The 23014-nt window shown below is 44.1% G+C and carries 29 protein-coding genes and 1 other RNA gene; 12 read left to right on the forward strand and 18 right to left on the reverse strand.

The features are described from left to right. Positions 1 to 5: 5 nt before the first annotated feature. From hisA to CRENPOLYSF2_RS13520, 10 genes are all read right to left on the reverse strand, one after another. Entirely contained in the window at positions 6 to 737 is a 732-nt protein-coding gene (hisA, locus tag CRENPOLYSF2_RS13475) for a 1-(5-phosphoribosyl)-5-[(5-phosphoribosylamino)methylideneamino]imidazole-4-carboxamide isomerase (RefSeq protein WP_087144465.1), read from the reverse strand. A 29-nt stretch (positions 738 to 766) separates the two neighbouring features. Beyond that, the gene (gene hisH / locus CRENPOLYSF2_RS13480) at positions 767 to 1408 is read right to left on the reverse strand and encodes an imidazole glycerol phosphate synthase subunit HisH (protein ID WP_087144466.1); all 642 of its coding nucleotides are present in this window, start codon (positions 1406 to 1408) and stop codon (positions 767 to 769) included. Between the two features lie 52 nt (positions 1409 to 1460). Then, positions 1461 to 2054, reverse strand: a complete 594-nt coding sequence (gene hisB / locus CRENPOLYSF2_RS13485; protein ID WP_087144467.1) for an imidazoleglycerol-phosphate dehydratase HisB — start codon at positions 2052 to 2054, stop codon at positions 1461 to 1463. A gap of 96 nt (positions 2055 to 2150) precedes the next feature. Continuing rightward, on the reverse strand, positions 2151 to 2432 hold the full coding sequence (locus CRENPOLYSF2_RS13490) for a hypothetical protein (protein WP_087144468.1): 282 nt from the start codon (positions 2430 to 2432) through the stop codon (positions 2151 to 2153). Positions 2433 to 2530: 98 nt separating this feature from the next. Further along, a complete protein-coding gene (locus CRENPOLYSF2_RS13495) occupies positions 2531 to 3259 on the reverse strand; it encodes an ABC transporter ATP-binding protein (protein WP_087144469.1) in 729 nt (242 codons plus the stop codon). Beyond that, positions 3259 to 3999 (reverse strand): ABC transporter permease, encoded by a 741-nt coding sequence (locus tag CRENPOLYSF2_RS13500; RefSeq protein WP_087144470.1) that lies wholly within the window; start codon positions 3997 to 3999, stop codon positions 3259 to 3261. Before CRENPOLYSF2_RS13500 ends, CRENPOLYSF2_RS13495 begins: the two co-directional genes overlap by 1 nt. A 2-nt stretch (positions 4000 to 4001) precedes the next feature. Further along, a complete protein-coding gene (locus CRENPOLYSF2_RS13505; protein ID WP_087144471.1) occupies positions 4002 to 4352 on the reverse strand; it encodes a hypothetical protein in 351 nt (116 codons plus the stop codon). A 41-nt stretch (positions 4353 to 4393) separates the two neighbouring features. Then, a complete protein-coding gene (locus CRENPOLYSF2_RS13510) occupies positions 4394 to 5359 on the reverse strand; it encodes an ABC transporter substrate-binding protein (protein ID WP_087144472.1) in 966 nt (321 codons plus the stop codon). Positions 5360 to 5411: 52 nt separating this feature from the next. After that, entirely contained in the window at positions 5412 to 5942 is a 531-nt protein-coding gene (locus CRENPOLYSF2_RS13515; protein ID WP_087144473.1) for a YcxB family protein, read from the reverse strand. Positions 5943 to 5974: 32 nt separating this feature from the next. Beyond that, complete coding sequence (locus tag CRENPOLYSF2_RS13520; protein WP_087144474.1) at positions 5975 to 7279, reverse strand: NAD(P)/FAD-dependent oxidoreductase; 1305 nt, start codon at positions 7277 to 7279, stop codon at positions 5975 to 5977. A 444-nt stretch (positions 7280 to 7723) separates the two neighbouring features. Here CRENPOLYSF2_RS13520 and CRENPOLYSF2_RS13525 point away from each other — a divergent pair, with 444 nt between their 5' ends. The 10 genes from CRENPOLYSF2_RS13525 to CRENPOLYSF2_RS13570 all read left to right on the forward strand — a co-directional run bounded on the left by CRENPOLYSF2_RS13525 (position 7724) and on the right by CRENPOLYSF2_RS13570 (position 14065). Next, on the forward strand, positions 7724 to 7957 hold the full coding sequence (locus CRENPOLYSF2_RS13525) for a hypothetical protein (RefSeq protein WP_087144475.1): 234 nt from the start codon (positions 7724 to 7726) through the stop codon (positions 7955 to 7957). 332 nt (positions 7958 to 8289) lie between these two features. After that, a protein-coding gene (gene prfB, locus CRENPOLYSF2_RS13530) for a peptide chain release factor 2 (RefSeq protein ID WP_140396869.1) occupies positions 8290 to 9388 on the forward strand; the annotation gives its coding sequence in 2 pieces (ribosomal slippage) (positions 8290 to 8364 and positions 8366 to 9388; 1098 coding nt in all). Positions 9389 to 9414: 26 nt separating this feature from the next. Further along, positions 9415 to 9831, forward strand: a complete 417-nt coding sequence (locus CRENPOLYSF2_RS13535) for a HEPN domain-containing protein (protein WP_087144477.1) — start codon at positions 9415 to 9417, stop codon at positions 9829 to 9831. Then, complete coding sequence (locus tag CRENPOLYSF2_RS13540) at positions 9810 to 10250, forward strand: hypothetical protein (protein WP_140396870.1); 441 nt, start codon at positions 9810 to 9812, stop codon at positions 10248 to 10250. Before CRENPOLYSF2_RS13535 ends, CRENPOLYSF2_RS13540 begins: the two co-directional genes overlap by 22 nt. Before the next feature lie 56 nt (positions 10251 to 10306). Beyond that, positions 10307 to 10531: a DNA cytosine methyltransferase gene (locus tag CRENPOLYSF2_RS13545; protein ID WP_245807998.1), complete on the forward strand. Its 225-nt coding sequence runs from the start codon at positions 10307 to 10309 to the stop codon at positions 10529 to 10531. 79 nt (positions 10532 to 10610) lie between these two features. Continuing rightward, positions 10611 to 10862: a glutaredoxin family protein gene (locus CRENPOLYSF2_RS13550; RefSeq protein ID WP_087144480.1), complete on the forward strand. Its 252-nt coding sequence runs from the start codon at positions 10611 to 10613 to the stop codon at positions 10860 to 10862. Then, positions 10855 to 12237 (forward strand): class II fumarate hydratase, encoded by a 1383-nt coding sequence (locus CRENPOLYSF2_RS13555; protein ID WP_087144481.1) that lies wholly within the window; start codon positions 10855 to 10857, stop codon positions 12235 to 12237. The genes CRENPOLYSF2_RS13550 and CRENPOLYSF2_RS13555 overlap by 8 nt, the downstream gene beginning before the upstream one ends. Before the next feature lie 34 nt (positions 12238 to 12271). Continuing rightward, a complete protein-coding gene (locus CRENPOLYSF2_RS13560) occupies positions 12272 to 12718 on the forward strand; it encodes a hypothetical protein (RefSeq protein WP_087144482.1) in 447 nt (148 codons plus the stop codon). Positions 12719 to 12871: 153 nt separating this feature from the next. Continuing rightward, positions 12872 to 13276, forward strand: an RNA gene (gene rnpB, locus CRENPOLYSF2_RS13565) — RNase P RNA component class A. 123 nt (positions 13277 to 13399) lie between these two features. Beyond that, a complete protein-coding gene (locus tag CRENPOLYSF2_RS13570; RefSeq protein WP_087144483.1) occupies positions 13400 to 14065 on the forward strand; it encodes a Crp/Fnr family transcriptional regulator in 666 nt (221 codons plus the stop codon). Between the two features lie 105 nt (positions 14066 to 14170). Here CRENPOLYSF2_RS13570 and CRENPOLYSF2_RS13575 read toward each other — a convergent pair whose 3' ends face one another. The 4 genes from CRENPOLYSF2_RS13575 to mepA all read right to left on the reverse strand — a co-directional run bounded on the left by CRENPOLYSF2_RS13575 (position 14171) and on the right by mepA (position 17334). Further along, complete coding sequence (locus CRENPOLYSF2_RS13575) at positions 14171 to 14677, reverse strand: TPM domain-containing protein (protein ID WP_087144484.1); 507 nt, start codon at positions 14675 to 14677, stop codon at positions 14171 to 14173. Further along, positions 14671 to 15522, reverse strand: a complete 852-nt coding sequence (locus tag CRENPOLYSF2_RS13580; RefSeq protein WP_087144485.1) for a TPM domain-containing protein — start codon at positions 15520 to 15522, stop codon at positions 14671 to 14673. Before CRENPOLYSF2_RS13580 ends, CRENPOLYSF2_RS13575 begins: the two co-directional genes overlap by 7 nt. Before the next feature lie 18 nt (positions 15523 to 15540). Continuing rightward, positions 15541 to 16221, reverse strand: coding sequence for a LemA family protein (locus CRENPOLYSF2_RS13585; RefSeq protein WP_087144486.1), 681 nt, complete (start codon positions 16219 to 16221; stop codon positions 15541 to 15543). Positions 16222 to 16497: 276 nt separating this feature from the next. Further along, positions 16498 to 17334, reverse strand: a complete 837-nt coding sequence (mepA, locus tag CRENPOLYSF2_RS13590) for a penicillin-insensitive murein endopeptidase (RefSeq protein WP_087144487.1) — start codon at positions 17332 to 17334, stop codon at positions 16498 to 16500. A gap of 98 nt (positions 17335 to 17432) precedes the next feature. On the opposite strand from mepA, the gene CRENPOLYSF2_RS13595 reads away from it, so the two are divergent. Further along, entirely contained in the window at positions 17433 to 17696 is a 264-nt protein-coding gene (locus tag CRENPOLYSF2_RS13595) for a hypothetical protein (protein ID WP_087144488.1), read from the forward strand. A 56-nt stretch (positions 17697 to 17752) separates the two neighbouring features. On the opposite strand, the gene CRENPOLYSF2_RS13600 is transcribed toward CRENPOLYSF2_RS13595, so the two are convergent. The 3 genes from CRENPOLYSF2_RS13600 to CRENPOLYSF2_RS13610 form a co-directional block, all read right to left on the reverse strand. Next, complete coding sequence (locus CRENPOLYSF2_RS13600) at positions 17753 to 18403, reverse strand: hypothetical protein (RefSeq protein WP_087144489.1); 651 nt, start codon at positions 18401 to 18403, stop codon at positions 17753 to 17755. A 44-nt stretch (positions 18404 to 18447) separates the two neighbouring features. After that, entirely contained in the window at positions 18448 to 18843 is a 396-nt protein-coding gene (locus CRENPOLYSF2_RS13605; RefSeq protein ID WP_087144490.1) for a copper resistance CopC family protein, read from the reverse strand. A gap of 382 nt (positions 18844 to 19225) precedes the next feature. Beyond that, entirely contained in the window at positions 19226 to 19777 is a 552-nt protein-coding gene (locus tag CRENPOLYSF2_RS13610) for a DUF2380 domain-containing protein (protein WP_087144491.1), read from the reverse strand. 139 nt (positions 19778 to 19916) lie between these two features. Between CRENPOLYSF2_RS13610 and CRENPOLYSF2_RS13615 the strand changes: the two genes are divergently transcribed. Next, the gene (locus CRENPOLYSF2_RS13615) at positions 19917 to 21527 is read left to right on the forward strand and encodes an NAD+ synthase (protein ID WP_087144492.1); all 1611 of its coding nucleotides are present in this window, start codon (positions 19917 to 19919) and stop codon (positions 21525 to 21527) included. 87 nt (positions 21528 to 21614) lie between these two features. Here CRENPOLYSF2_RS13615 and CRENPOLYSF2_RS13620 read toward each other — a convergent pair whose 3' ends face one another. Continuing rightward, positions 21615 to 22892, reverse strand: coding sequence for a putative O-glycosylation ligase, exosortase A system-associated (locus tag CRENPOLYSF2_RS13620; protein ID WP_087144493.1), 1278 nt, complete (start codon positions 22890 to 22892; stop codon positions 21615 to 21617). Between the last annotated feature and the right edge of the window lie 122 nt (positions 22893 to 23014).

Genomic DNA, 23014 nt, shown 5'->3' on the forward strand with positions numbered 1-23014 from the left:
AAGTATTAATACTGCAAGGCCAACTGCTGCGCACTGGCAAAATCCAACGTACCTTCATAAATAGCGCGGCCAGTAATAGCGCCCATGATGCCGTCATCCGCCACCGCACCCAAGGCGATAATGTCATCAATATTGGTGATGCCACCGGAAGCAATAACAGGGATGGTAATCGCCCTAGCCAACCGCGCCGTGGCTTCCACATTAACCCCCTGCATCATGCCATCCCTGGAAATATCCGTGTAAATAATCGCTTCGACACCATCGGCCTCAAAATGTTTCGCCATGTCGATAACATCGTGCTTAGACAGCTTCGACCAACCGTCAATCGCCACTTTACCGTCTTTGGCATCCAGGCCGACAATAATGCGGCGCGGGTATTCCCTGGCCATATCACGGACAAAATGCGGTTCGTTCACCGCTTTAGTGCCAATAATTACGTATTCCACACCGGCTTCCAAATAAGCCTGGATCGTGTCTTCATCACGGATACCGCCGCCGATTTGCACCGGCACATCAGGGAAAGCCGCCACGATGGCATTGATAATATCAGCGTTTCTGGGTTTACCGGCAAATGCGCCGTCCAAATCAACCAAATGGATTCTTCTTGCGCCCTGCGCCACCCACTTGCCAGCGACCGCAACCGGATCGTCGGAGAAAACCGTGTCATCTTCCATGCGGCCTTGGCGTAATCTTACGCACTTGCCGTTTTTTAAATCAATTGCGGGTATCAGTAACATAACTTAAGGGTATCCTTGGCGACGAACAATCAGGCTTGACCATTCCAGTGCAAAAAGTTCTTTAATAATTGCAGACCGACGGCCTGACTTTTTTCGGGATGAAACTGTACGGCAAACACATTATCTTGTGACAAGGCACAGGCGAAATCATCGGGGTATTGCGTACTGGCCGCGACCATAGTTGGATCATTGGGCTTAGCGAAATAGCTATGCACAAAATAAAACCGGCTGTCTTGCGGGATATTTTCCCACAATGGATGCACTTTATAATGTACCTGATTCCAGCCCATGTGCGGGATTTTTAAAGGATTACCATTACTATCAGCCAAAGACTTGGCAAAATGCACAACATGGCCAGGCAAGATATTTAAAGCTGCTGTGCCGCCATTTTCTTCATGGTCAGTAAGCAAAGCCTGCATTCCCAAACAAATCCCCAAAAACGGCTTGGTTTGCGCGACGATTTTTATAACCTCGGACAAACCGGTATGCTCAAGTGCCTGCATACAATCACGTATAGCCCCTACCCCAGGGAACACTACCCGATCTGCCGCCAATATGCTGGCCGCATCGGAGACAACGTGGACATCGGTTTCGGGAGCAACAACATGTAGCGCCTTGGCGATGGAATGGAGATTACCCATTCCATAATCGATAACAGCAACTGAAGACATAATGACGAATAAATTTATAAAGGGTGAGCAAGCTACCCCAAAGGCTTCCTAATTAAAGACTGCCTTTGGTGGACGGTACGATACCGGCTATTCTGGGATCGACGGTAATTGCCATGCGCAATGCACGTCCCAGGGCTTTAAAAATGGTTTCGGCGATATGATGGGCGTTTGCGCCTTTCAAATTGTCGATGTGCAAAGTGACACCGGCGTGGTTGACGAAGCCTTGGAAAAATTCGCGGAACAAATCGACATCAAAGCGGCCTATCATGCCACGGGTGAATTTCACCTCGTAAAATAAGCCTGGGCGGCCGGAAAAATCCACCACTACCCGCGACAAGGCTTCATCCAGTGGCACATAAGCATGGCCGTAACGTTGCAGACCTTTTTTATCGCCAACCGCCCTGGCAAAGGCTTGCCCCAAGGTAATGCCGATGTCTTCTACAGTATGGTGGGCATCAATTTCCAGATCGCCGTTGGCACGGACATCAATATCGATCAGTCCATGCCGGGCGATTTGATCCATCATGTGATCCAAAAATGGCACACCGGTGGCAAATGAGGATTTGCCAGTGCCATCCAGATTGATGCTGACAGTGATTTGAGTTTCGAGCGTGTTGCGCTCAACCTCGGCAGTACGTTGTTCCATGTTTACAGTAATAGCATCACAAGTGGTTTGGGGCAGTTTTAGCGGTGATAGTCCAGCGCATTAAACTAAGGCTAGCGTGGCTAGATCAAGCTAGTTTTACGGATAAATAACCGTAGGCTGAAAGTTGTACGCGGGATAGTTTGGATCAACTTCCACTGGCGCTGCAGCCGCTTCTGCATGAACAGATTTATCGGGGCAACGGGTGTGGTCATGGCCATCTTGTGCGGCAGTAGGCGCAGCAGATTGCGCTGTCAATTGCTCATCCATATAAACAACACTGGGTTCAAAATGTGATGCGGGGTATGGGTCGTCGGCAGCAATCGCAGCAAAAGGGCTTAAGGCAGTGATTGCTAATCCTAAGATAAGTGCTTTTTTCATACTCAATTAATCTCCAAAGTTTTATAACAAAGCCAGCTCATTGAGAGTATCGAATATTTTAAGGCTTTCCGCAACCGTTTTTACTGAAAAACCCCGCATTACAACAGCTGTTTAATATCTGGGTGCTCGTTAAGCAGTTGTTGACGGAAATTTTCCACCGCCAGTTCGTTATTTCGCTCATTGCGCGGGATGGCTACAAGCACCTCACTGATGATCTGCATAGGGTTAGCAGACAGGAAAATCAACTTGTCAGCCAGGGTAATCGCCTCACGTAAATCGTGGGTGACAAACAACACGGTATGGGGGCGCTGTTGCCACAGTTGCAGCAACAAGGCTCGCACCTGCCTTGCGGTAGGCGGATCTAACGAGACAAACGGCTCATCCATCAGCAACAATTCGGGGTTGACCGCAAAGGCACGAATAATCGACACCCGACGCCCCATACCCAGCGACAGGCGGTCGGCATACACATGCTGGTGGGGAGTGAGTTGCATGATGTCTAACAAGTTGTCAACCACATCGCCAGCGTAATCATCAGGCAACGCCAGCTCAATATTTTCCCGCACCGTGCGCCACGGCAGTAAGCGTGGATTTTGGAAGATATAACCAATCTTGGGCGATTTGTGTTGCTGGCCGACCACAATATCACCGTCGTAATCATAATCTAAATCGGCAATGATATTAAGCAAGGTGGTTTTGCCGCAGCCGGAGGCACCGACCAGACACACAAACTCACCTGAAACCAGCGACAACGTGAAATCGGCAATCGTCGGCTCGGTGGCGGTCGCAAAGGTTTTGTTGTGAATAGTGATGTGAATATCGGCCATCAACGCCGCCACTGCTGCGACTTTCTGTCCAGCGGTTTAAGTATGGTGAGTTCTATTAGCTGGATAACAGACACAAAAGCCACGGTATAGGCCAAAATACTTGCCACATCAAATAGCTGAAAAAACAAATGCAGTTGGTAGCCCATGCCATTGCTACGCCCCAACAACTCAACTACCAAAATGATCTTCCAGATCAGCGCCAGACCGGTGCGGGTAGCGCCCATGACAAACGGATGCAATTGTGGCCAGATAACATGCTGCAAGATCTTGCGGCGGCTGAACCGGTAACACCGCGCCATGTCCAGCAAATCCTGATCCAGCGCTTTGGTGCCCTCCCGTATGGTGACGATGACATTGGGCAATTTGTTCACCACCACCGCCAAAATCGCGGCCGATTCCACCAGGCCAAACCACACGTAACACAGGATAATAGTCACCAAGGCCGGCACGTTCAGGAAAATAACCAACCAGTTATCAAAAAAGCTGTCCAATTTTTTACTGCGCCCAAGCATAATGCCAATGGCACAGCCCAAACTCATGGCAATAGTGAAACTGACCACCAAACGCAGCAAGGTTACTCCTAAATGAAACGGCAATTGCCCTGAGCGGCATTCTTTCCAAAATACCATCGCAACGACGACAGGTGTCGGCAAGGTGTGCGAGTGCAAATAACTGGCCAAGCCCTGCCAAAGCGCCAAAAAAATCATCGCAGACAGGATGGACAAGGCCTTATTCGGCATAACTAGCGCAAATCCTCGTCATCAATATGGAACTTATGCAACATCCGATGGGTAATAGGCGCTAGAACCATGCCCATTGCCGCCACGAATACCAAGCCACTGAACAGCGCATAACAAGCGGCAAACAATTTTGCATCGGTGCTAGGCAAGGAACTGACAGGTCCCATGCCACCTAAAATCATCGAAGCTTCCAAAAAAGAATCTACCCAATCAAATCCAGCCAGATGATGGTAGCCCACGATACCGATGGATAAGGCGACTCCGATCAAAACACTGGCCATTACCAAAGACATCGCCATGCGCTTGGCAAAAACCGAGATATGCGCGAGTTTTTCGTGTCGTCTTTCAAACATCCTAGCTGAATTGAATCATCTGTTAATTTATCGACAAACTATCAAGGCAATGACCAAAACGTACCCGGCGCTAAACTGTCCGCATCACCCGTCAGCTGGTTATTGCTTAATGTGCGTAGCAAACTGTAAATACGCCCTGCCGCCTGCTGTTCTTTATCGCCCCACTGAGTAACATTACCCTCACAATAGCGCTGACGCAGCTTGCCTTGTGTCGCCACATTATCTGTCTTCAATAACGGAATGATTTTTTGCCAAGCCGGTTCCAAGGTACACAAACCATCCCTGGCCTGCTTACTGGCCTTAAAAAAATCACTGAGTGCTTGTTTATGGCCATTAGCCCAACTGTCCTTAAACACATAACCTATCATAGGGACTTGCTCTTCTATGCCCAAGCCTTTTAACATGGCTTTGCCATCAATAATCTGCCGATAGCCCTCACTTTCCAAACTCACGGCAAAATGCCAATAGGTCAATACCGCATCGACACGACCTTGTTTAAGCTGTTCATTAATCAATGGTGGCGCAGCAAACACTTTTTCTACTGACGCATTCAGCTTGATGTTTTCCTTGGCAGCCAACGCCTGCAAGAACAACCAGTTTTTATCCAACTCACCACCAGCTATGCCCAAGCGTTTTTTGGGCAAATCTTTAATGGACTGGATCGTGCTTTTTTCTGGCACGACCAAACCTCCGGCTGCGGTCGAATACGGATAGAAAGTAAAATCAGCACCCGTAGCACGCAGTTTGGACACCCAAATCCAGTCAGACACCATCATATCCACCGCACCGGACTGCAAGGCGACTTTACCGGCTTCAGCGGTGGCGACAGGGTGTATCTCCAGTTGAAAACTGTGGGCTGCAAAAGCCGGATCAGCTTGCATGGCCGCTAACTCCCACGCTACCGTACCGGTTACTTGTACACCGATGCGCAAGGTGGTTTTTTCAACCGCCAAACAAGCACCGGATAACAACAGCCCTAAGCCGAAAACAAAAGCCGTTAATTTCATAGATTAATCACTGATATTATTTATTGCTTACAAAAAGCACGAGAAACACAAGTTACGCAAACCGATCAATCATTTTTTCCACTTGTTTAGAAAACTCCTCAAGATCGCCCGATTTAACCGTTGCTACCGGAATAACCAAAGCTGTCGTTAAATCCAAGTAAATATATACGTAGCGCCTGCCATATTCCAATCTAACCATATCCGCCCAGGCCATTTTATTATTGCCACTCGGTGATTTTTCCAGCAAATGGTTTGGACTGTGCGGATCAATTGTCAGTGTATAAGTACCGAACATTAATTTTTTTTCTTTAGCCGTATAGCCACTGAGAATCTTACGATGCACGTCTAGCAAAATAATACGCGGCGACAATAAGCTCCACAGCACAGCCACCGCCATGATATAACCCGCCGAGGTCAAATCATGGTAGTAATAATAATAAAAGCTGGCAATCATTGTCATAATACCCGGTGCTAACCAACGATTTTTTTTGATACTGCTTTTATATTCATCGGTTAGCATAAAACGCATTTGGTTAAAATGGACTAAATCTTCTTCTCTAAATTCGTATTCAACTTGAAACATGGATTTTTATTTTTAATATGAGGATTAAAAGGTTAGTGCATTTTTATCTTGGCAAAAGCACTGCGTCTAAACAGATTGGAAAGCGTGAGCATGGCCGTTCTAAAATAGCCATGTATAGATACCTGGTGCATTTTATACAAAGACAAATAAAACACACGGGCAATAAAGCCTCCCACACTAACAGAGCCCATGAGGTTACCCATTAAATTACCTACCGTCGTATATTTGCCCAACGATACTAACGAACCATAATCATGATAAACAAACTCAACCAAAGCCTCACCATTCAAACGATTAATTAGCGATTTACATAACGCCGATGCCTGCTGATGCGCGGCTTGGGCGCGGGGTGGTACGTTTCCGTCACGGCCTTTCCACACACAAGCGGCACAATCACCCATCGCAAAAATGCTATCGTCCGCTGTCTTTAAGGTGTTATCCACTACCAGTTGATTAATACGATTAGTTTCCAATCCATCCAACTCTTTTAACCAGTCGGGGGCTTTAATACCCGCTGCCCATACCTTAAGATCAGCCACAATATAGTCGCCATCTTGGGTCACAATGGCTGCGGGAGTGATTTCTACCACGCGCCGTCCCAATTTAAGCTCCACACCTAACGCAACCAATTGCTGCTGGGTAGCGGCGGCTAATTTAGCCGGTAATGCAGGCAATAACTGATTGGCAGCCTCAATAATGCACAATTTGACATCATTGGCATCTCTCAAGCCATAAGTAGCCAACACGTTAGTCACTTCGTGCAGTTGCGCCGTTAATTCTACGCCAGTTGCACCCGCACCAATAATGGCAATAGACAACGGTTTAACCAATTTACCTTCATTACCGACATAATTTTTAATGTAGGTTTCCAGCAAGTGTTTTTGAAATTTGAAAGCTTGTGTGGTGGTATCCAAAAACATGCAATGTTCCGCAACGCCTTTCACATTAAAGGAATTACTGACGCTGCCCACCGCTATCACCAAGGTATCGTAACTGATTGTCCGTTTAGGAATAATCTGCTCACCCTCTGAATTGACGGTAGCGCCCACATACACTTCTTTTTTCTGCCGGTTCAAGCCCTCCATTTTGCCTAAGCGAAAACGGAAATGGTTGCGATAGCCTTGTGCCAGGTAATCAACTTGCTCGGATTCATCCAGCGTGCCTGCGGCCACTTCATGCAGCAACGGCTTCCAGATATGGGTGGCAGTAGCATCCAGCAAGGTAATGTCCGCTAAACCTTTTTTGCCCAATTTTTTACCTAAGCTGGTAGCCAGCTCAAGCCCTGCTGCTCCCCCGCCCACAATCACGATTTTGTGCTTTTCAACGTTATCTGCCATCACTCCCCCTCGCGTTAATGTATCGTCAATATTCTACTTTCCACGCTGTAAACAGACTGCATTCCCTTTTCTTCAGAGACATTATATCCAATCAACTTGGGCTTGGCTGTTTTAGCTGATAATTGATAAAAATTATTTGTTGAATTAAAAAAATCACCTGCATTCATAACAATTGGACAACGGTTCGGCAACAATCAAAACACACCAGCCAAGTCAATTGTTACCAGCCAGATAAGATGGGTAACGTGAGACAGCAAAATTACCATTCTGATTGTCGGATATAAATCATGTTGTCATGAAATGATTTTAATATGTCATTGCATACCAGCAATCATTGCGAGTAAATTACAACCAGGCTTTAATGCGTTACAAGCCCCCACACGCTATAGCTAAACGATAGTTATTATCACTTTGTATTAGATTTATCAGTCTCGGGAATGTGTTATGAACCTAAAAGATGAAGAAATCCAAGCATTAATAATTCAACTCAACGAATACAATATTCAAATCAGCTTGCTAACTGAAAAACAGCAGGCAGCAGCAACAGTGGCAAAAAAGTGTGCTCAAGAACTGGGTGAGTTACGGGAAAAATACCGCATAACCGCACAACAATTACGTAAACGAGAAGTGGTTAAAACCAGTTTTTATATGTGGGAGAACATAGGAGACGGCGGCTAAGTGTCGAATTTGTAATTAATGCTAGATGAGCGTGCTTAACAGGTCGTCACGCTCAGTATGCAAGACATAATTGGTTTGCAAGATAATCCCTGCGTAATGCCAGTTAATAATTGAATACATCTGTCAGATTTTTGTGGATTATGGTAAATGTGTCTCACCTATATCAGTCTAACCGAATTTCCCTGCTGTAGAACAAGTGGTTTTGTACTGCCTACCCACCGAATAACTGAATCGTCCCGTCACTGATTTTAAGTTCTTTATCCTCAGATAATCTTATCGTTTATAATCGTAGGCTTTATTTTATCCACGCACGCCCACGAATTTTAACGCCCATGCAAGAAATAAATCCGATTAAAAACAAAATTGCCGATCTTAAAAGCCGCAGCGATGCGCTGAGGGGGTATCTTTGACTTCGACAACAAAAGCGAACGTTTAATAGAAGTATTACGCGAGCTGGAAAACCCTAAAATCTGGGATAACCCTGAACAAGCCTTAACCTTGGGTAAAGAGCGTGGTCAGTTAGAAATTGTGGTCAACACAATTAACGATATGGATCGCGGTCTTGCCGATGCGGAAGAACTGCTTGCAATGGCAGTGGAAGAAGAGGATGAAGATACTGTCAACACAGTCGTTGATGATCTGGAACATTTTGAGAAGCGCGTGGCCGATCTGGAATTTCGGCGTATGTTTTCTGGCCAAATGGATGCCAACAACGCATTTTTGGATATTCAATCCGGCTCTGGCGGCACCGAGGCGCAAGATTGGGCTTCAATGATTGAGCGCATGTATTTGCGTTGGGGTGAAAGTCGTGGCTTTAAAACTGAGTTAATCGAAGAATCTGATGGCGATGTGGCCGGTATTAAAAGCGCTACTATCCGCTTTGAAGGTGAGTATGCCTATGGCTGGTTACGTACCGAAACCGGTGTTCACCGTTTGGTGAGAAAGTCACCGTTTGATTCCGGCAATCGCCGTCATACCTCGTTTGCATCGGTGTTTGTATCGCCTGAGATTGATGATGATATTGATATTGACATTAACCCTGCGGATATTCGTATTGATGTTTACCGTGCCAGTGGTGCCGGTGGCCAGCACGTTAACAAGACGGAATCGGCGGTGCGCATGACGCATAACCCGACTGGCATTGTCGTGCAATGCCAAAGTGATCGTTCACAGCATAAAAACCGCGATACCGCGATGAAACAGTTGAAAGCCAAATTGTATGAACTGGAAATACGCAAACGCAGTGAAACCGCACAGGCGTTGGAAGATACCAAGTCTGATATTGGCTGGGGTAGCCAAATTCGGTCTTATGTATTGGATCAATCGCGTATTAAGGATTTACGTACCGGCGTGGAAACCGGCAATACGCAGGCAGTGTTGGATGGGGATTTGGATCAGTTTATTGAAGCAAGTTTGAAGAGCGGCCTGTAAGTTATTCTTGTGAATATAATCGTCTAATGAACAAAAATGAACTTGAACATTTAGCAGCTATCAGAATTAAAGAAGCCGAGATTCTTTTGGCTACGGATTGTTATCAGGGTGCGTATTATTTGGCAGGCTACGCGCTGGAATGTACATTAAAGGCGTGTATTGCTAAACACGTTAAAGAATTTGATTTTCCAAATAAACAGCTGGCCAATGACAGTTACACGCATAATCTTAACAAGTTGCTTATTACAGCGGGTTTGAAGCAAAAACTCACTGAACAAGAGAATCTCAGTAGCGACGTAAAACTGAACTGGGCGGTTGTTAATAGGTGGTCAGAAGAGTCTCGCTATGAATGCACTATTGGCGAACAAGAGGCTTACGACCTCTTTAATGCCATTACCGATAATGAATCAGGAATACTACCGTGGCTAAAGAATTATTTATAACGCAATGGTTTTCTAACGAGATGCTGTTGGCGGGTGCTGCGTTAATCAAACGATTAGATGAAGCGGATGCACAGGTAGCGGCGGCTTTTTGGTTATTAGATGCCGAAGAAAAGACCTGGGCATTGACGATAGTTTCATCACTTATTGAAAGCGAAGGACCTAGAAAGTACTACAAGCGGATTAATGATGTTAATGACTCCGCCAACCCTAATGAAGAGATCATTTCTTTACATGACATTCAAGTAGTTAATACTAATAATCGTATTATTCGGGCAATACAGCACAGTAATTTAGGGAAAGCCTTACTTGAAAATAACCGGTTAGGTAGGAATATTATTGGTGATGTATCTATTGAAGATATGTACCTTTATCGAATGGATTGGACGCTATTGACACCAGAAAATACAGCTGTGGCTTAGATGAGTAGAGGACATTACGGCCTACGTTTTATCAGTGATGTTGATTTATTCCGATTTTGAGTTGCCATAAATCAATTCAAATCCGCGCTAAAAGTACAGCTCCTCAGAAAAATTATGTTTCTGTAGAATTGTTTGCCGGTGCAGGTGGACTTGCATTAGGTCTGGAGAAGGCGGGTTTCAAGGCCGTTATGCTGAATGAAATTGATAAGCAAGCGTGTGCTACTTTACGAATTAATCGACCCAACTGGCGTGTAATTGAAGGCAGTTGGGAAATAGCTTGATTACATTATTAAATAGCTTAGAAAACAACGCGTCTGCGCTTAATGAATTATGCTAATAAAATGCCCAAACACCACTGCTATGCAACTACAACTTTTGGGTACTGCTGGCTGTCATTTATGCGAACTGGCGGATGCTATTCTCACCAGCGCTAAGATTGAATATGATATAACGACAGATTACATTGATATTGCCGAGCAGACGCAATGGCAAGCCCTTTACGCAACCCGCATCCCTGTATTACGCCATCCCGTTACGCAAAAAGAACTGGGCTGGCCTTTTGATGTCGCCACTGTATTGGCATTTATTTCCGAGATAATAGCAAATGACTAAATTCCGTTTAGAAAAAGACAGCATGGGTGAACTGCAAGTGCCGGTAGATGCGCTGTATGCCGCACAAACCCAACGTGCTGTTGAAAATTTCCCCATCAGTGGCTTAACCATGCCACCGGCATTTATTAAAACGGTGGCACTGATTAAAAAAACCGCCGCCAGTGTTAATATAAATTTAAGCGAATTGGATACCATTACTGGTAATGCCATTATGCAGGCAGCAGAGCAAATCATTGCAGGGCAACATGCCGAACAATTTCCTATTGATGTATTTCAAACCGGTTCTGGTACTAGCACCAATATGAACGTCAACGAAGTGCTGGCAAGCCTTGCTAGCCAAATCGCCGGAAAAGCCGTCAGTGCCAACGATGATGTGAACATGGGACAAAGCAGTAACGATGTTATCCCAACGGCCATCCACGTCAGTGCAGCACTGGAATGTCATCAACACTTGCTGCCTGCTTTACAACATCTGGCCGAAATCATTGAACACAAAGCGACATCATTAAACGACGTGATAAAAACAGGGCGTACGCATTTAATGGATGCCATGCCAATACAAATGAGCCAAGAATTAGCTGGCTGGGCGCTACAAATTCGCAACAGTATAGACCGTATTAATGCCACCTTACCCAGAGTATATAAATTAGCGCAAGGCGGCACAGCGGTTGGTACAGGCATTAATGCACATCCTGAATTTGCCACATTGTTCGCCCATTATTTAAGTGATGACACCGGCTTACCGTTTAAAGCCAATAATAATTTTTTTGAAAGCTTAAGCACCCAAGATGCAATAGTGGAGTTATCCGGTCAACTTAAAGTAATAGCGGTTAGTTTGATGAAAATCGCTAATGATTTACGCTGGATGAACAGCGGGCCATTAGCAGGCCTAGGAGAAATTGAACTCCCTGCTTTACAGCCAGGCAGTAGCATTATGCCTGGCAAGGTTAACCCAGTAATTCCAGAAGCGGTGGCAATGGTGGCGGCACAAGTAATCGGCAACGATGCGACGATTACTATCGCGGGACAATCGGGCACATTCCAGCTCAACGTGATGTTGCCAGTAATTGCCTATAATATTTTGCAAAGCATAGACATTCTGGCTAATGTCAGCACCGCACTAGCCAATAAGGCCATTGCAGGATTTACAGTGCAAACAGATAATTTGCAACAAACCTTGGCCAAAAACCCTATCTTGGTCACTGCGTTAAATCCTATTATTGGCTATGCCAAAGCGGCTGAAGTGGCCAAAGCCGCCTATAAACAAAAACGCCCCATTATTGAGGTTGCCGCTGAAATGACCGAACTATCCATTGCCGAATTAGAAAAACTATTGAATCCGGCGCACTTAACCCAAGGTGGCATCAATCAATAAGCTGTAAACGCGCTAACCACGACAAAGGATAACCATGAAACGTATTGTTTTTATTTACCTTGCGGCGGCGCTGTTGTCTGCCCAAAGTGCCTACGCTAAATGTACAAACGGTAGTAAAACCGTGTTTTCCTGTATGACCACAAAAGCAAAAACCATCGAAGTTTGCGAGACCAAAAGCACTATTGCATATAGCTTTGGCAAGCCACCCGCTAAACCAGAAATTGAGGTTAAAATATTACGTCAGCAGGCATCAACCTTCCAATGGGCAGGCATTGGACGCTACATGTCCTACGCCGTAGACATTCCCAATGGCAACACCACTTACAGTGTGTTTTGGGGTGTGGATAGAATTACCCCTGAACACGCCATTGAAGCAGGTGTCAATGTATTAATTAACAACAACGTGAAAGCTACTGTGCAATGTTCTGGAAAAAATATCGAACAACATCTTGAGGGTATCAACTTAAAACCTACCGAGTAATCTGCTATTTTTGGTTATCCATTTAATGAGGCCAATAATCAACTAAGCTGCCGGCAGAAATGGTGCAGACGCGCGTCGAGCATAATAAAGTCTACTTAACCAATATTTGGCAACACGCTCACTGCGCTAAACATGCTATAATGCCACCCAGAAAGAGTCGGTTGAGCAGTCGCTATTTTTATCGCAAGATAAAGGTAGAGGAAAGTCCGGGCTCCAATGGGCGAGGTGCCAGGTAACGCCTGGGAGGCGTGAGCCTACGGCAAGTGCCACAGAAAATATACCGCCTAGCTTCTGAATTTTTCACTTATCAACCACCGTAAGGTTGTAGAGAAGAGAGATAATTCAGGGGCTGGGTAAGGGTGAAATGGTGCGGTAAGAGCGCACCGCGCAGCTGGTAACAGAGGTGGCATGGTAAACCCCACCTGGAGCAAGATCAAATAGAGGAACAGACGCGTGGCCCGCGCGGTTCCTGGGTAGATTGCTTGAGCCGACAGGTGACTTTCGGCCTAGATGAATGGCTGCTCTCGACAGAACCCGGCTTATAGACTGACTCTTTCTTAACTTATCTATCCACAGCAGTATTTTAAAAACTGTGCATGCGTCAAAAAATATCGCTTTTCGTCACAACACCCTGTAATCTATAAAGCATTGATACTACTTCTTTGTAAAAAAGGTGAGTTTGTGCAATCAGAAGTTTATTCAGGTCTTAAAAAAATCCCGTTCCTCGCAACATTACCAAGTGATGCCTTACAGGTTTTAGCATCAAAAGCTAAAGCTGTAAAATTTCTCAAACAAGAAGTCATTATTACCGAGGGCGATGAAACGCATTCTCTGTACATTATTCTGTCCGGCAAAGTACGTGTATTCAGTACAGATAACAAAAGCAAAGAAGTTACCTTGCTCATTCAAGAAACCGGTTCTTATTTTGGTGAAATTGCCTTATTAAGTGATGAGCCGCGTTCCGCATCTGTACTTGCTTTGGAAAAAACACTGTGCGGCATTATTTCTAAACACGATTTTATTCAGTGGCTAACCCTACACCCTGAGGTCGCTATTAGCTTACTGGGGGTATTGTCGGAAAAAATCAGAGCATTGACGCAAAAAGTAAAACAACTAGCCTTATCGAATGTTTACGAAAGAACCATTAAAGTGTTAAATGATATGGCTCGCCCGTACGGTGATATGTACATTATAACCGCTCGACCTACACAATATGAATTAGCCACAATGGTCGGTTCATCCAGAGAAATGATTAATAAAATTATGCAAGAATTGGTCAAAGGCGGCTATATCATTCTTGAAGAAAAAACCCTGATCATTGAAAAAAAACTGCCTGCATCTTGGTAATCAAGCGCTGCTTATTTTTTAATACTGAACTTACCAAAAGGATTGTCCACAAAAAACACGAAAGTTTATCTGGGATATTTTTTCGTGAAAACTACCTTATTTCGATCATTGTCTGATAATAACCGGACGATCAGGCAATTCGTTGTATTTGTGATCTGCGCCAGCTGGAAACCGATGCGCTAATAATAAAGTAATTTGCTCAATACCATCAATCGAGCCACTTTGAAAGTCACCTTTTAAAAAATACTGGCGCATGCCTTCTGCAATAGCATCCCACTCGTTTTGCAACACCTGCTGAGTAATGCCACGATCAGCAATAATATGAACTTCCTTATCAGCCAGCATTAAGTAGATTAACACCCCGCAATTTTCTGCTGTATCCCACACCCGTAGATTTGAAAATACTTCGGTAGCGCGTTGTCGCGCGGATAAGCCTTTCCATACCAGCCCAGGTGCAAGAGCATTTTCAATAGCAAAACGAATCTCACCACGGTGCTGCGCTTCTGACTGTCTAATCGTCATCTCAATGGCGCTAAGCACAGCCTTAGGAAAAATAATACGCCACCGCCAAGGTGGCATAAACGCATGCCGTAACCAACGTTTAATTACCATGAGCCTGACGCTCCGCCGCCACCAAAACCACCGCCACCACCGCCCCAAGAGCCACCACCAGAAGAACCGCCGCCCCAGCGAGAATTGCCACCGAAACCACCGCCACCATTTGACCAGCCACCGCCGTTACCACCGACACCTATCATAAAGAAAACCATAATGCCGACAATAACAGCGGCTATACCCAAGCCAAATAATACAGAGACTAATACAGCACTACCAATACCTGCAAGCGTACCGCCCATGACGCGACCAAAAATAGACGACAACACAGAACCTACAAACAATCCGGCGATTAATATGAAAACATAGCCGCCTTCATCGACGTGTTGACCACCACCGACCTTCGCTTTAGGTGCGGGCAATTCTTCGCCATTCACTAATTTTATGATTTGCGATACACCAGCATCAATACCACCGGCAAAATCACCGGTCTTAAAATAAGGCGTGATGACATCAGCAATAATGCGCTTGGCAATCACATCGGGAATCACACCTTCCAAGCCACGCCCAACTTCTATACGCAACTTATGATCGTCTTTAGCAACAATAACAATAATACCATCGTCTATTTTATTACGGCCAATTTGCCATAAATCCGCCACTTGGATGCCATATTCGGCAATATCTTGCGGCTGGGTTGTTGGCACAATTAACACAGCAATCTGGCTGCCTTTTTGGGCTTCAAAAGCGGCAAGCTTTTCTTCTAAGCCAGTAAGTTGAGAAGCGCTTAACGTACCGGTAATATCCGTTACCCGTTGTGATAATTGAGGAATACTAATCTCAGCCCACACTGTTGTTATAAATAACAACAGTAATAGGCTAAATCCGTAGCGAAAACGCATTGATATCACGAGTCAGTTCTAATGTGTTAAAGCAGGCGCAGCAGCAGGTTGTGGTGCTGGTGCAGGCGGCGCTAGTTGTGCAGGAGCGACTAAGGTAGCGGGCGCTTGTGCTGGGGGTGCAGAGAAATCCACTTTAGGTGGCTCAGCAATGGCTTTTTCGTTTTCTACGATAAAACTGGGTTTGGTTTTATAACCAAATATCATTGAAGTTATGTTGCTAGGAAAAGAACGCACGGTAAGATTGTAAGATCTGACAGCATCAATATAACGATGACGTGCGACTGAAATACGATTTTCTGTGCCTTCCAGTTGCGCCTGTAAATCACGGAAACCGGTATCAGCTTTCAGTTGTGGGTAATTTTCTGCTATGACCATTAAGCGAGACAATGCACCGCCCATGTCTTTTTGGGCAGCGACAAACTTTTTGAAGGCTTCTTCATCATTAATTAATTCTGGGGTAGCTTGTAGCGATCCAACTTTGGCGCGTGCTTCGGTAACTTGCGTCAGCACGTCTTTTTCGTGGCTAGCATAGCCTTTTACCACATTGACCAAGTTAGGTATCAGGTCTGCGCGGCGTTGATACTGGTTAAGTACATCCGCCCAAGAGGCTTTAATATCTTCATCCGTCATTTGTAAATTGTTATAACCACAGCCAGATAACATCACGGCCATAAATAAAGTAATCAGGTATTTAAACATAGCAACTCTCTGGTTATTTTAAAAAAATATCGACAAACTGCCCCCAAAGTGGGACGACGTGATTGGGAAGATACACCTAAATGGCTCACTTGACAATCCGCGCATGCTGACATCCACTGATTAATGTATCTAAAAACAGGAACTTTGGCCGTGCCAAACAGTTTACAGAAGCCGCTGTTATCGCGTTTTTATTCTCGATAATAGCTGGCGTGTAGATTGGGCTGTTACTCTTGGCAGCCCAATCTTCATTAAGTTCCGGCTTAAATTGGCAGCCATTTAATCGTTTAAAATGCTATCGCAACGATCAGGCAATCTTGGACGACCCGGTTTGCCTTGTGGTTTTTTAGGGTGTTTGGCTTCTTCTGAAAACCAGTAGGCTAAACTGGCATCACAACCATCGCCTTCAGGTAATGGCGCTTGGCTGGTGCAATACGGGTTGCTGTCTGGGCATTTTAAACGCACATGAAAATGATCGTCATGTCTCCACCACGGACGAATTTTTCTAAGCCAATCATGGTTAGATTTATTGGCGCATAACTGACGTTTAATACTGGGGTTAACAAAGATACGATCTACTTCTGGCATGCGCGAGGCGACTTCTAGCATTTTTTCATGCTGATTAGTCCATTGCTGTGTATCAATCGTATCTGAATTACTGACCAACACCGAACTTGCGCCCCAGGTTTCGCGCTCATTGGCATCCAGTTTTTTGGTAGATGCTATAGGCGATAGCAAAAACCAGATATCAACATCCAAACCTGTTTGGTGGCTACGGTGGCCACTTAATGAGGGTCCGCCTCTGGGTTGACCTAAATCACCCACCAGTAATGTGCCTATTTTTTGATCAGCGGCAGCGCGGCCAAAATTTTCGATAAAACCTATTAAATCAGGATGACCAAAATAACGACTTCTGGATAAACGCATTACTTGATAGCCTGTGCCCTCCAACGGCAAAGCCACCGCGCCACTGACACAGCCGCCATCGTATTTACCAATGCTCTGGGTAACAGGTGCTTTATTGGGTTGGGTTATTTTAGACCAATCACTGGCCGATGAGGCAAGAACTGCTGTTGAAAAAATACTCAGCAATAAAGTAGATACTAAAATTTTCATTGTGATTGTCTAGTGTTAGGTGATTTTAGCTAATAACAATTATAATCTAAAACCAAAGAGAGTTAAGAACGATAATCTTTAAAATGGGATACCACGCAATGAAAAAACTCACAATATTGACGCTGGCGGTAGTGCTGACCAGTTGTACACAAGATCAACAAAATTCGGTTTTTAGAAAAGCAGTAGAGCTATTAGATAGCGACTATATGGTTACGTTTGCTAATGGCTCAACCACCAAAACCTGGCTGATTAAAAACGGCAAGGTAACCTCTACCGACAAAGGCTATTACTATTTTTGGAATGTTAAAAAGCACTATGTGCAAGTGCCGATAGTCAATACAGTGATTGAAGAAATCGATTGATTTTTGTATACCGCCTGAGACAACAAAGCTTGATGTCTCAGGCGCACTGCTACGCATTATTTTTTTCTTTTAACCCGCCGATACAGCAAATAAATTACGCCTAAAATAGCAAACCCTATACCGCTGGCAACGCCTATTAACGTTTCTCTTGGCCAGCCATAAGGGTTGTAAGGGTTGCTGCCGACATGGAAGGGGATTTTTAACTTGTCGTCTTCGGTTTTGGCATTTTCGCCACCAACTAACAAAATCATCGCGTAATCGCCGTCTTTATCGATAGTCGCCTGGGCTTCTACAACACCTTTAGGATAAGCCTTGGCAGGGATTTCGGTAATAGTACGAATTTCTGTACTGTCTCCAGCTTTGGCATTGTTATTCACTTCAACCACACGGATACCAATCGGTGTTTCGCGAATATCGTTATCAATTAAATCTGCACTAAAAAACACCTTGCCGGCACCGGGTAATTCTTTGCAAAACGGTTTTAGCAAGGCGGCTCTATCGACGTTTTTTAACTCAACACTGGGCTGCAAATACGCACTAAAATGAACTGCGTAAAAATCGTTGGTAGCCAAACAGCCGACCTTATCTTTAGACGCAATTTTGGGGGCTTGGTTATCCTCGTCATCTTTATTGCAACCACTGACAAGCAGAGCAAGTGCTAGGCACAAAGTTTTAGAAAATACAGGGTAGTAGATATTTTTTTTCATGGTGTTTTTTCTCGCCTGGAAAGAACGTAGCTAGCGATAATTAATCAAGGTGCTGTTACCGAAAACTGAAATTTTCCGGTAACGATATGCGTGTCTATTGATACCACCCGATAACGCACGGTATACGTGCCAGGCGGTAATGGCTTTAGCGTAGCAAACATATGCGCTGGGTCAAAAGCTTCCTGGGTAACATCTTTGTTGTCAAAGCGAGTACCGTTGCTGTCTATTACCGCCAAGGCCTTGTATTCGCTACCGACTTTATCGTTAAACCAAACATCAACCTGTGTAGGTGCAACTGCCACACTGGCATCCTTAACCGGCTGTGATTTGACAAGAATAGCGTGCGCGTAAGCAAAATCAGACAAAACCAAACCGGCAATAACAGCCAGTTTTGATACATACAATTTATGTTTTTTAGTGTTATAACAAATCAATTTCATACGCGATATTATTATCCAAATCAATCAAGCTGAACATTATATAACCGATAGAAGCTAACAGCAGTAAAACTTGGCAAGCAATGCACACGAAATAAGATGAGCATTTGATTTCGTGATCTTACTTTGCCCGAAGACAGACCTTGTGGGTTATTTCAGGGAGACTCCTCAGCATGGCTCTGGCCAGTTCACTTTGAGTGCAGGGTTAGGCTGCTTAGGAACGTGCATGAAATAACTTGAACAACTTAAACGCCACCACCGTTCGTGCTGAGCCTGTCGAAGCATGAACTTGCTCAAGTTATTTCGTGCGCGTTCCTAAGCTATGCAAAACTGCCAAATTAACACCAAACAAAAACGCTAAACTCGCAACTTAAGAACAGGGGGATTATTTTGTGTGAACTGATTTAGAAGGAGGTGGTGGTGTGTAAATATTATCTAAGTCCTTATCCATCTTTGATGCAAAAGTTTCGACAGCTTTTAACGTTAATTTTTTATCTCCGCCTTTTGTTTCTACCGTATAACTTCCTACCATTTTACCGTTATTAGCGTTAATTAAATGCCCCATTAAATAAGCAAATAAAAAACTTGGTTTATGTAACTTTCCAACTAATACATAATCAGCCCCTGCTTTTTTGGAAAATGCTGCGGCAATATCACCGTGGTCAAAAAGATACCCGAAACCACCGTTAGCTTCATGTTGAGTATCTAAGTCAACAGAAATTATTTTATACCCCGCTCTTTTCAATTCATTTTCTAGCATAGCTTTTATACTGGCCGTTCTTGCAATTTCGGCAGGAATTCCAGGGGCAAGAGTGACATCACTTAATTCAAAATCTAATATAGCAATACTGGTTTCAGCACATGCTGCAATACTGAATAGACTTAAAAATATTGCGCCAAATTTTCGACGTAATCCTATATTTTTTCTAAGGTTCATAATAAGTTATGCTATGTTTCATTGGGAATTGCATAGTCTACTATAGCTTTGCATGATGAAACGATAAAAACAAAATTCATGTTGAATACCTAACTCTACGGTATGCTATTTAAACCATCCACCTACTTAACGCCGATCAATGACCTTAAAAATCGCACTCGCTCAAACCAATTTTCTGGTAGGCAATATCGCCGCCAATGTTGATAACATTGTGACTGCAGCACACTACGCGCGTGATAACTTACACGCAGACATCGTCATTTTTCCAGAATTGTGCATTACCGGCTACCCTGCCGAAGATTTGTTATTACGTAAAGATTTTATCAATACCGCTAATAACGCTGTCTATCAACTGGCAGAACGTATTGACGGTATTGCACTGGTCGTGGGTTATCCAGAACAGGCAGACGATAAACTGTATAACAGTGCAGTGGTGTTACACAATGGCGTTATGTTAGCTAATTACCGCAAGCAAGCTTTACCAAATTACGGTGTATTCGATGAACAGCGTTATTTTTCAGCCGGCAATCAGCCGTGCGTGTTTGAGTTTAATGGCTTATTTATCGGCTTAGCGCTGTGTGAAGATGTCTGGCAAGCCGGTATTATTGCCGCCAACAAACAAGCGGGAGCAGAGTTATTATTAGCATTAAATGCCTCGCCGTTCCATTCCGGTAAAATTTACCAGCGTGAAAAAACCATTAGTCCACAAATTAAAGCTGCTGCGCTTCCCTTAGTGTATGTCAATCAAGTGGGCGGACAAGATGAACTTATTTTTGATGGCGCATCGTTTGTAATGAATGCAATAGGCGAAGTCGTGTTTAGAGCCACTGAGTTTACAGAACAACTCAGTGTGGTTGAGTTTGAGGGTAATCATCCGCTCAACAGTTCGCTTGCCGCACCGTACAGCAAAATTTCCAGTGATTACCAAGCCCTGGTATTAGGTATTAAAGATTATGTCCGTAAAAATGGTTTTCATGGCGCGTTATTAGGCTTGTCAGGTGGGGTGGATTCGGCACTGGTTTTGGCGCTGGCAGTGGATGCATTAGGGGCGAATAAGGTTGAGGTGGTGTTAATGCCATCGCGTTATACGCAGGATATGAGTAACGAAGATGCTGTGTTACAAGCTAACGCATTAGGCGTTAAATACCACATTATTCCTATTGAACCTGCGGTGACTGCGTTTACTGATATGTTGTCGGTAGTATTTGCAGGCAATACACACGACACAACCGAAGAAAACATTCAGGCACGTTGTCGTGGTGTGGTTTTAATGGCCTTATCGAATAAGCAAGGCAAATTATTACTAACAACCGGCAACAAGAGTGAAATGAGCGTTGGTTACGCTACGTTATACGGTGATATGGCCGGTGGTTTTGCGCCCATTAAAGATGTGCCTAAATTGCTGGTATATCAATTGGCGCGTTACCGTAACAGTGTATCGGTTGTTATACCAGAACGCGTATTGATTCGCCCCCCGTCTGCCGAGTTAGCACCGGATCAAAAAGATGAAGATTCACTGCCACCTTACGATGTGCTTGATCCCATACTGGAACGTTATGTAGAGCAGGATCAATCGTCAGAAGACATTATTGCCGCAGGCTTTAGGCCAGATCAGGTGGCTAGGGCAATCAGCCTAGTGGATAAAAACGAGTATAAACGCAGGCAATCACCGCCGGGTATTCGCATTACACCCAGGGCGTTTGGCCGCGATCGACGCTACCCTATTACATCAGGCTATAAAGGGATTTAATACGCACCAACTCCCCAAAAATCCTGTCATCTTCGCGTAAACAAGAGGGTATTTATTTATAGCCCTCTGTTTTTAAAAACTAAAAAATTACGATAGTGTGTAGCGTTTTCGAAATGCGCCTGAAGCAGACAGGCTCGTTGCTTGTTTAACATACTCACTGATTAAAATAACAAAACTAACGATATGCCAAGGCAAATCAAAATACGATAAACTCAAAAAAGCGCCACCGACCAAATAAGCAATTAAACTTACTTGTAGCATTTTCGCCAAAAAATTATAGTGTTTTAACGCTTCGATTTTAGCCGTTATTTTAATAACCTGAATTAATTTAAGCCACGCTAAAAAATAAATCAATAAGTAAAGTATCAATCCAAACCAACCATGATCGGCCAATACTGAAAAATAAATACTGTGTGCCGCATGAACATCTTTTGGATTAGGCGCATAAAGTGCAAAGGTTTCCGCTGACCACGAATCAAATCCCATGCCCAATAAATTATCGTTCGCCACATGATAAGCGTAATGCCAGGCATTAATTCGCCCCATAGCCGAACCATCTTCTTGGTAGTTATCAATAGTATCCATTCGGACATACCAAGATGTGGGCATAAATGACAGCAATGCAACGGCGATAACTGCAATGGCTAATCCAGAAGCTATTTTACTCTGGCTTTTACTCCAATAAAAAACTCCTACCGCGATAATACTTAATAATGCGCCCCTGGACTGACTACCTAATACGGTAAAAAGACTGAATACAATGGCAACCAATAAGGCTTTTTTAAGCCACTGCCGTTCTTCTATATAAGATAAATACAGCATAAGAGGTGCTGTCATTAATATGGCAATCGCTAAGCCATTATTGTCTTCAATAAAACTATCAGCAGGCCCCCAGACAATAAAGCGCCCCCCTGTCATTAGCGTAAACAGCCCGCCTTTCACACTGTAATAACCGATAGATAGCACAATAACCCATATTAGTTTATTAAGCTTGTCCAGGTCAGTGATTAGCATCATTGTTAAAAAAACAATGAGCTGTATTTTTATTATTTTAATAAAATATATTTTTGCCGTATCAGGAAAATAAGCAAAATACGTGGTAATACTCATAAAAATAACAAACAGTATCCATATAAATAATAAGCCACTCGCAGGTATTTTTTTAGTGTCTTTCGATACTGCCATCGAGCAGATAAGCACAATAGCGGTAATGTAAGCAAAAGGTGCAGAATAAGCAAAACCATAGGATAATCGGTGTGGATTCATATAGCTAAGCCATGCCCACAAATACACACCAATATAAGGTTTTTTAAGGGTATAAAGACACCCTATTAAAACAATCGCTGTAATCAGTATATCGCGCATTAATAAGCCAGTTTTTTTCTAATTTTTAACTATATAAATATTTATACATACAGCAGGACAGTTACAGCCACCGTTCGTGCTGAGCTTGTCGAAGCATGAACGGCACACTTCGACAAGCTCAG

It is taken from the genome of Crenothrix polyspora (assembly GCF_900163755.1).
Lineage (GTDB): Bacteria > Pseudomonadota > Gammaproteobacteria > Methylococcales > Methylomonadaceae > Crenothrix > Crenothrix polyspora.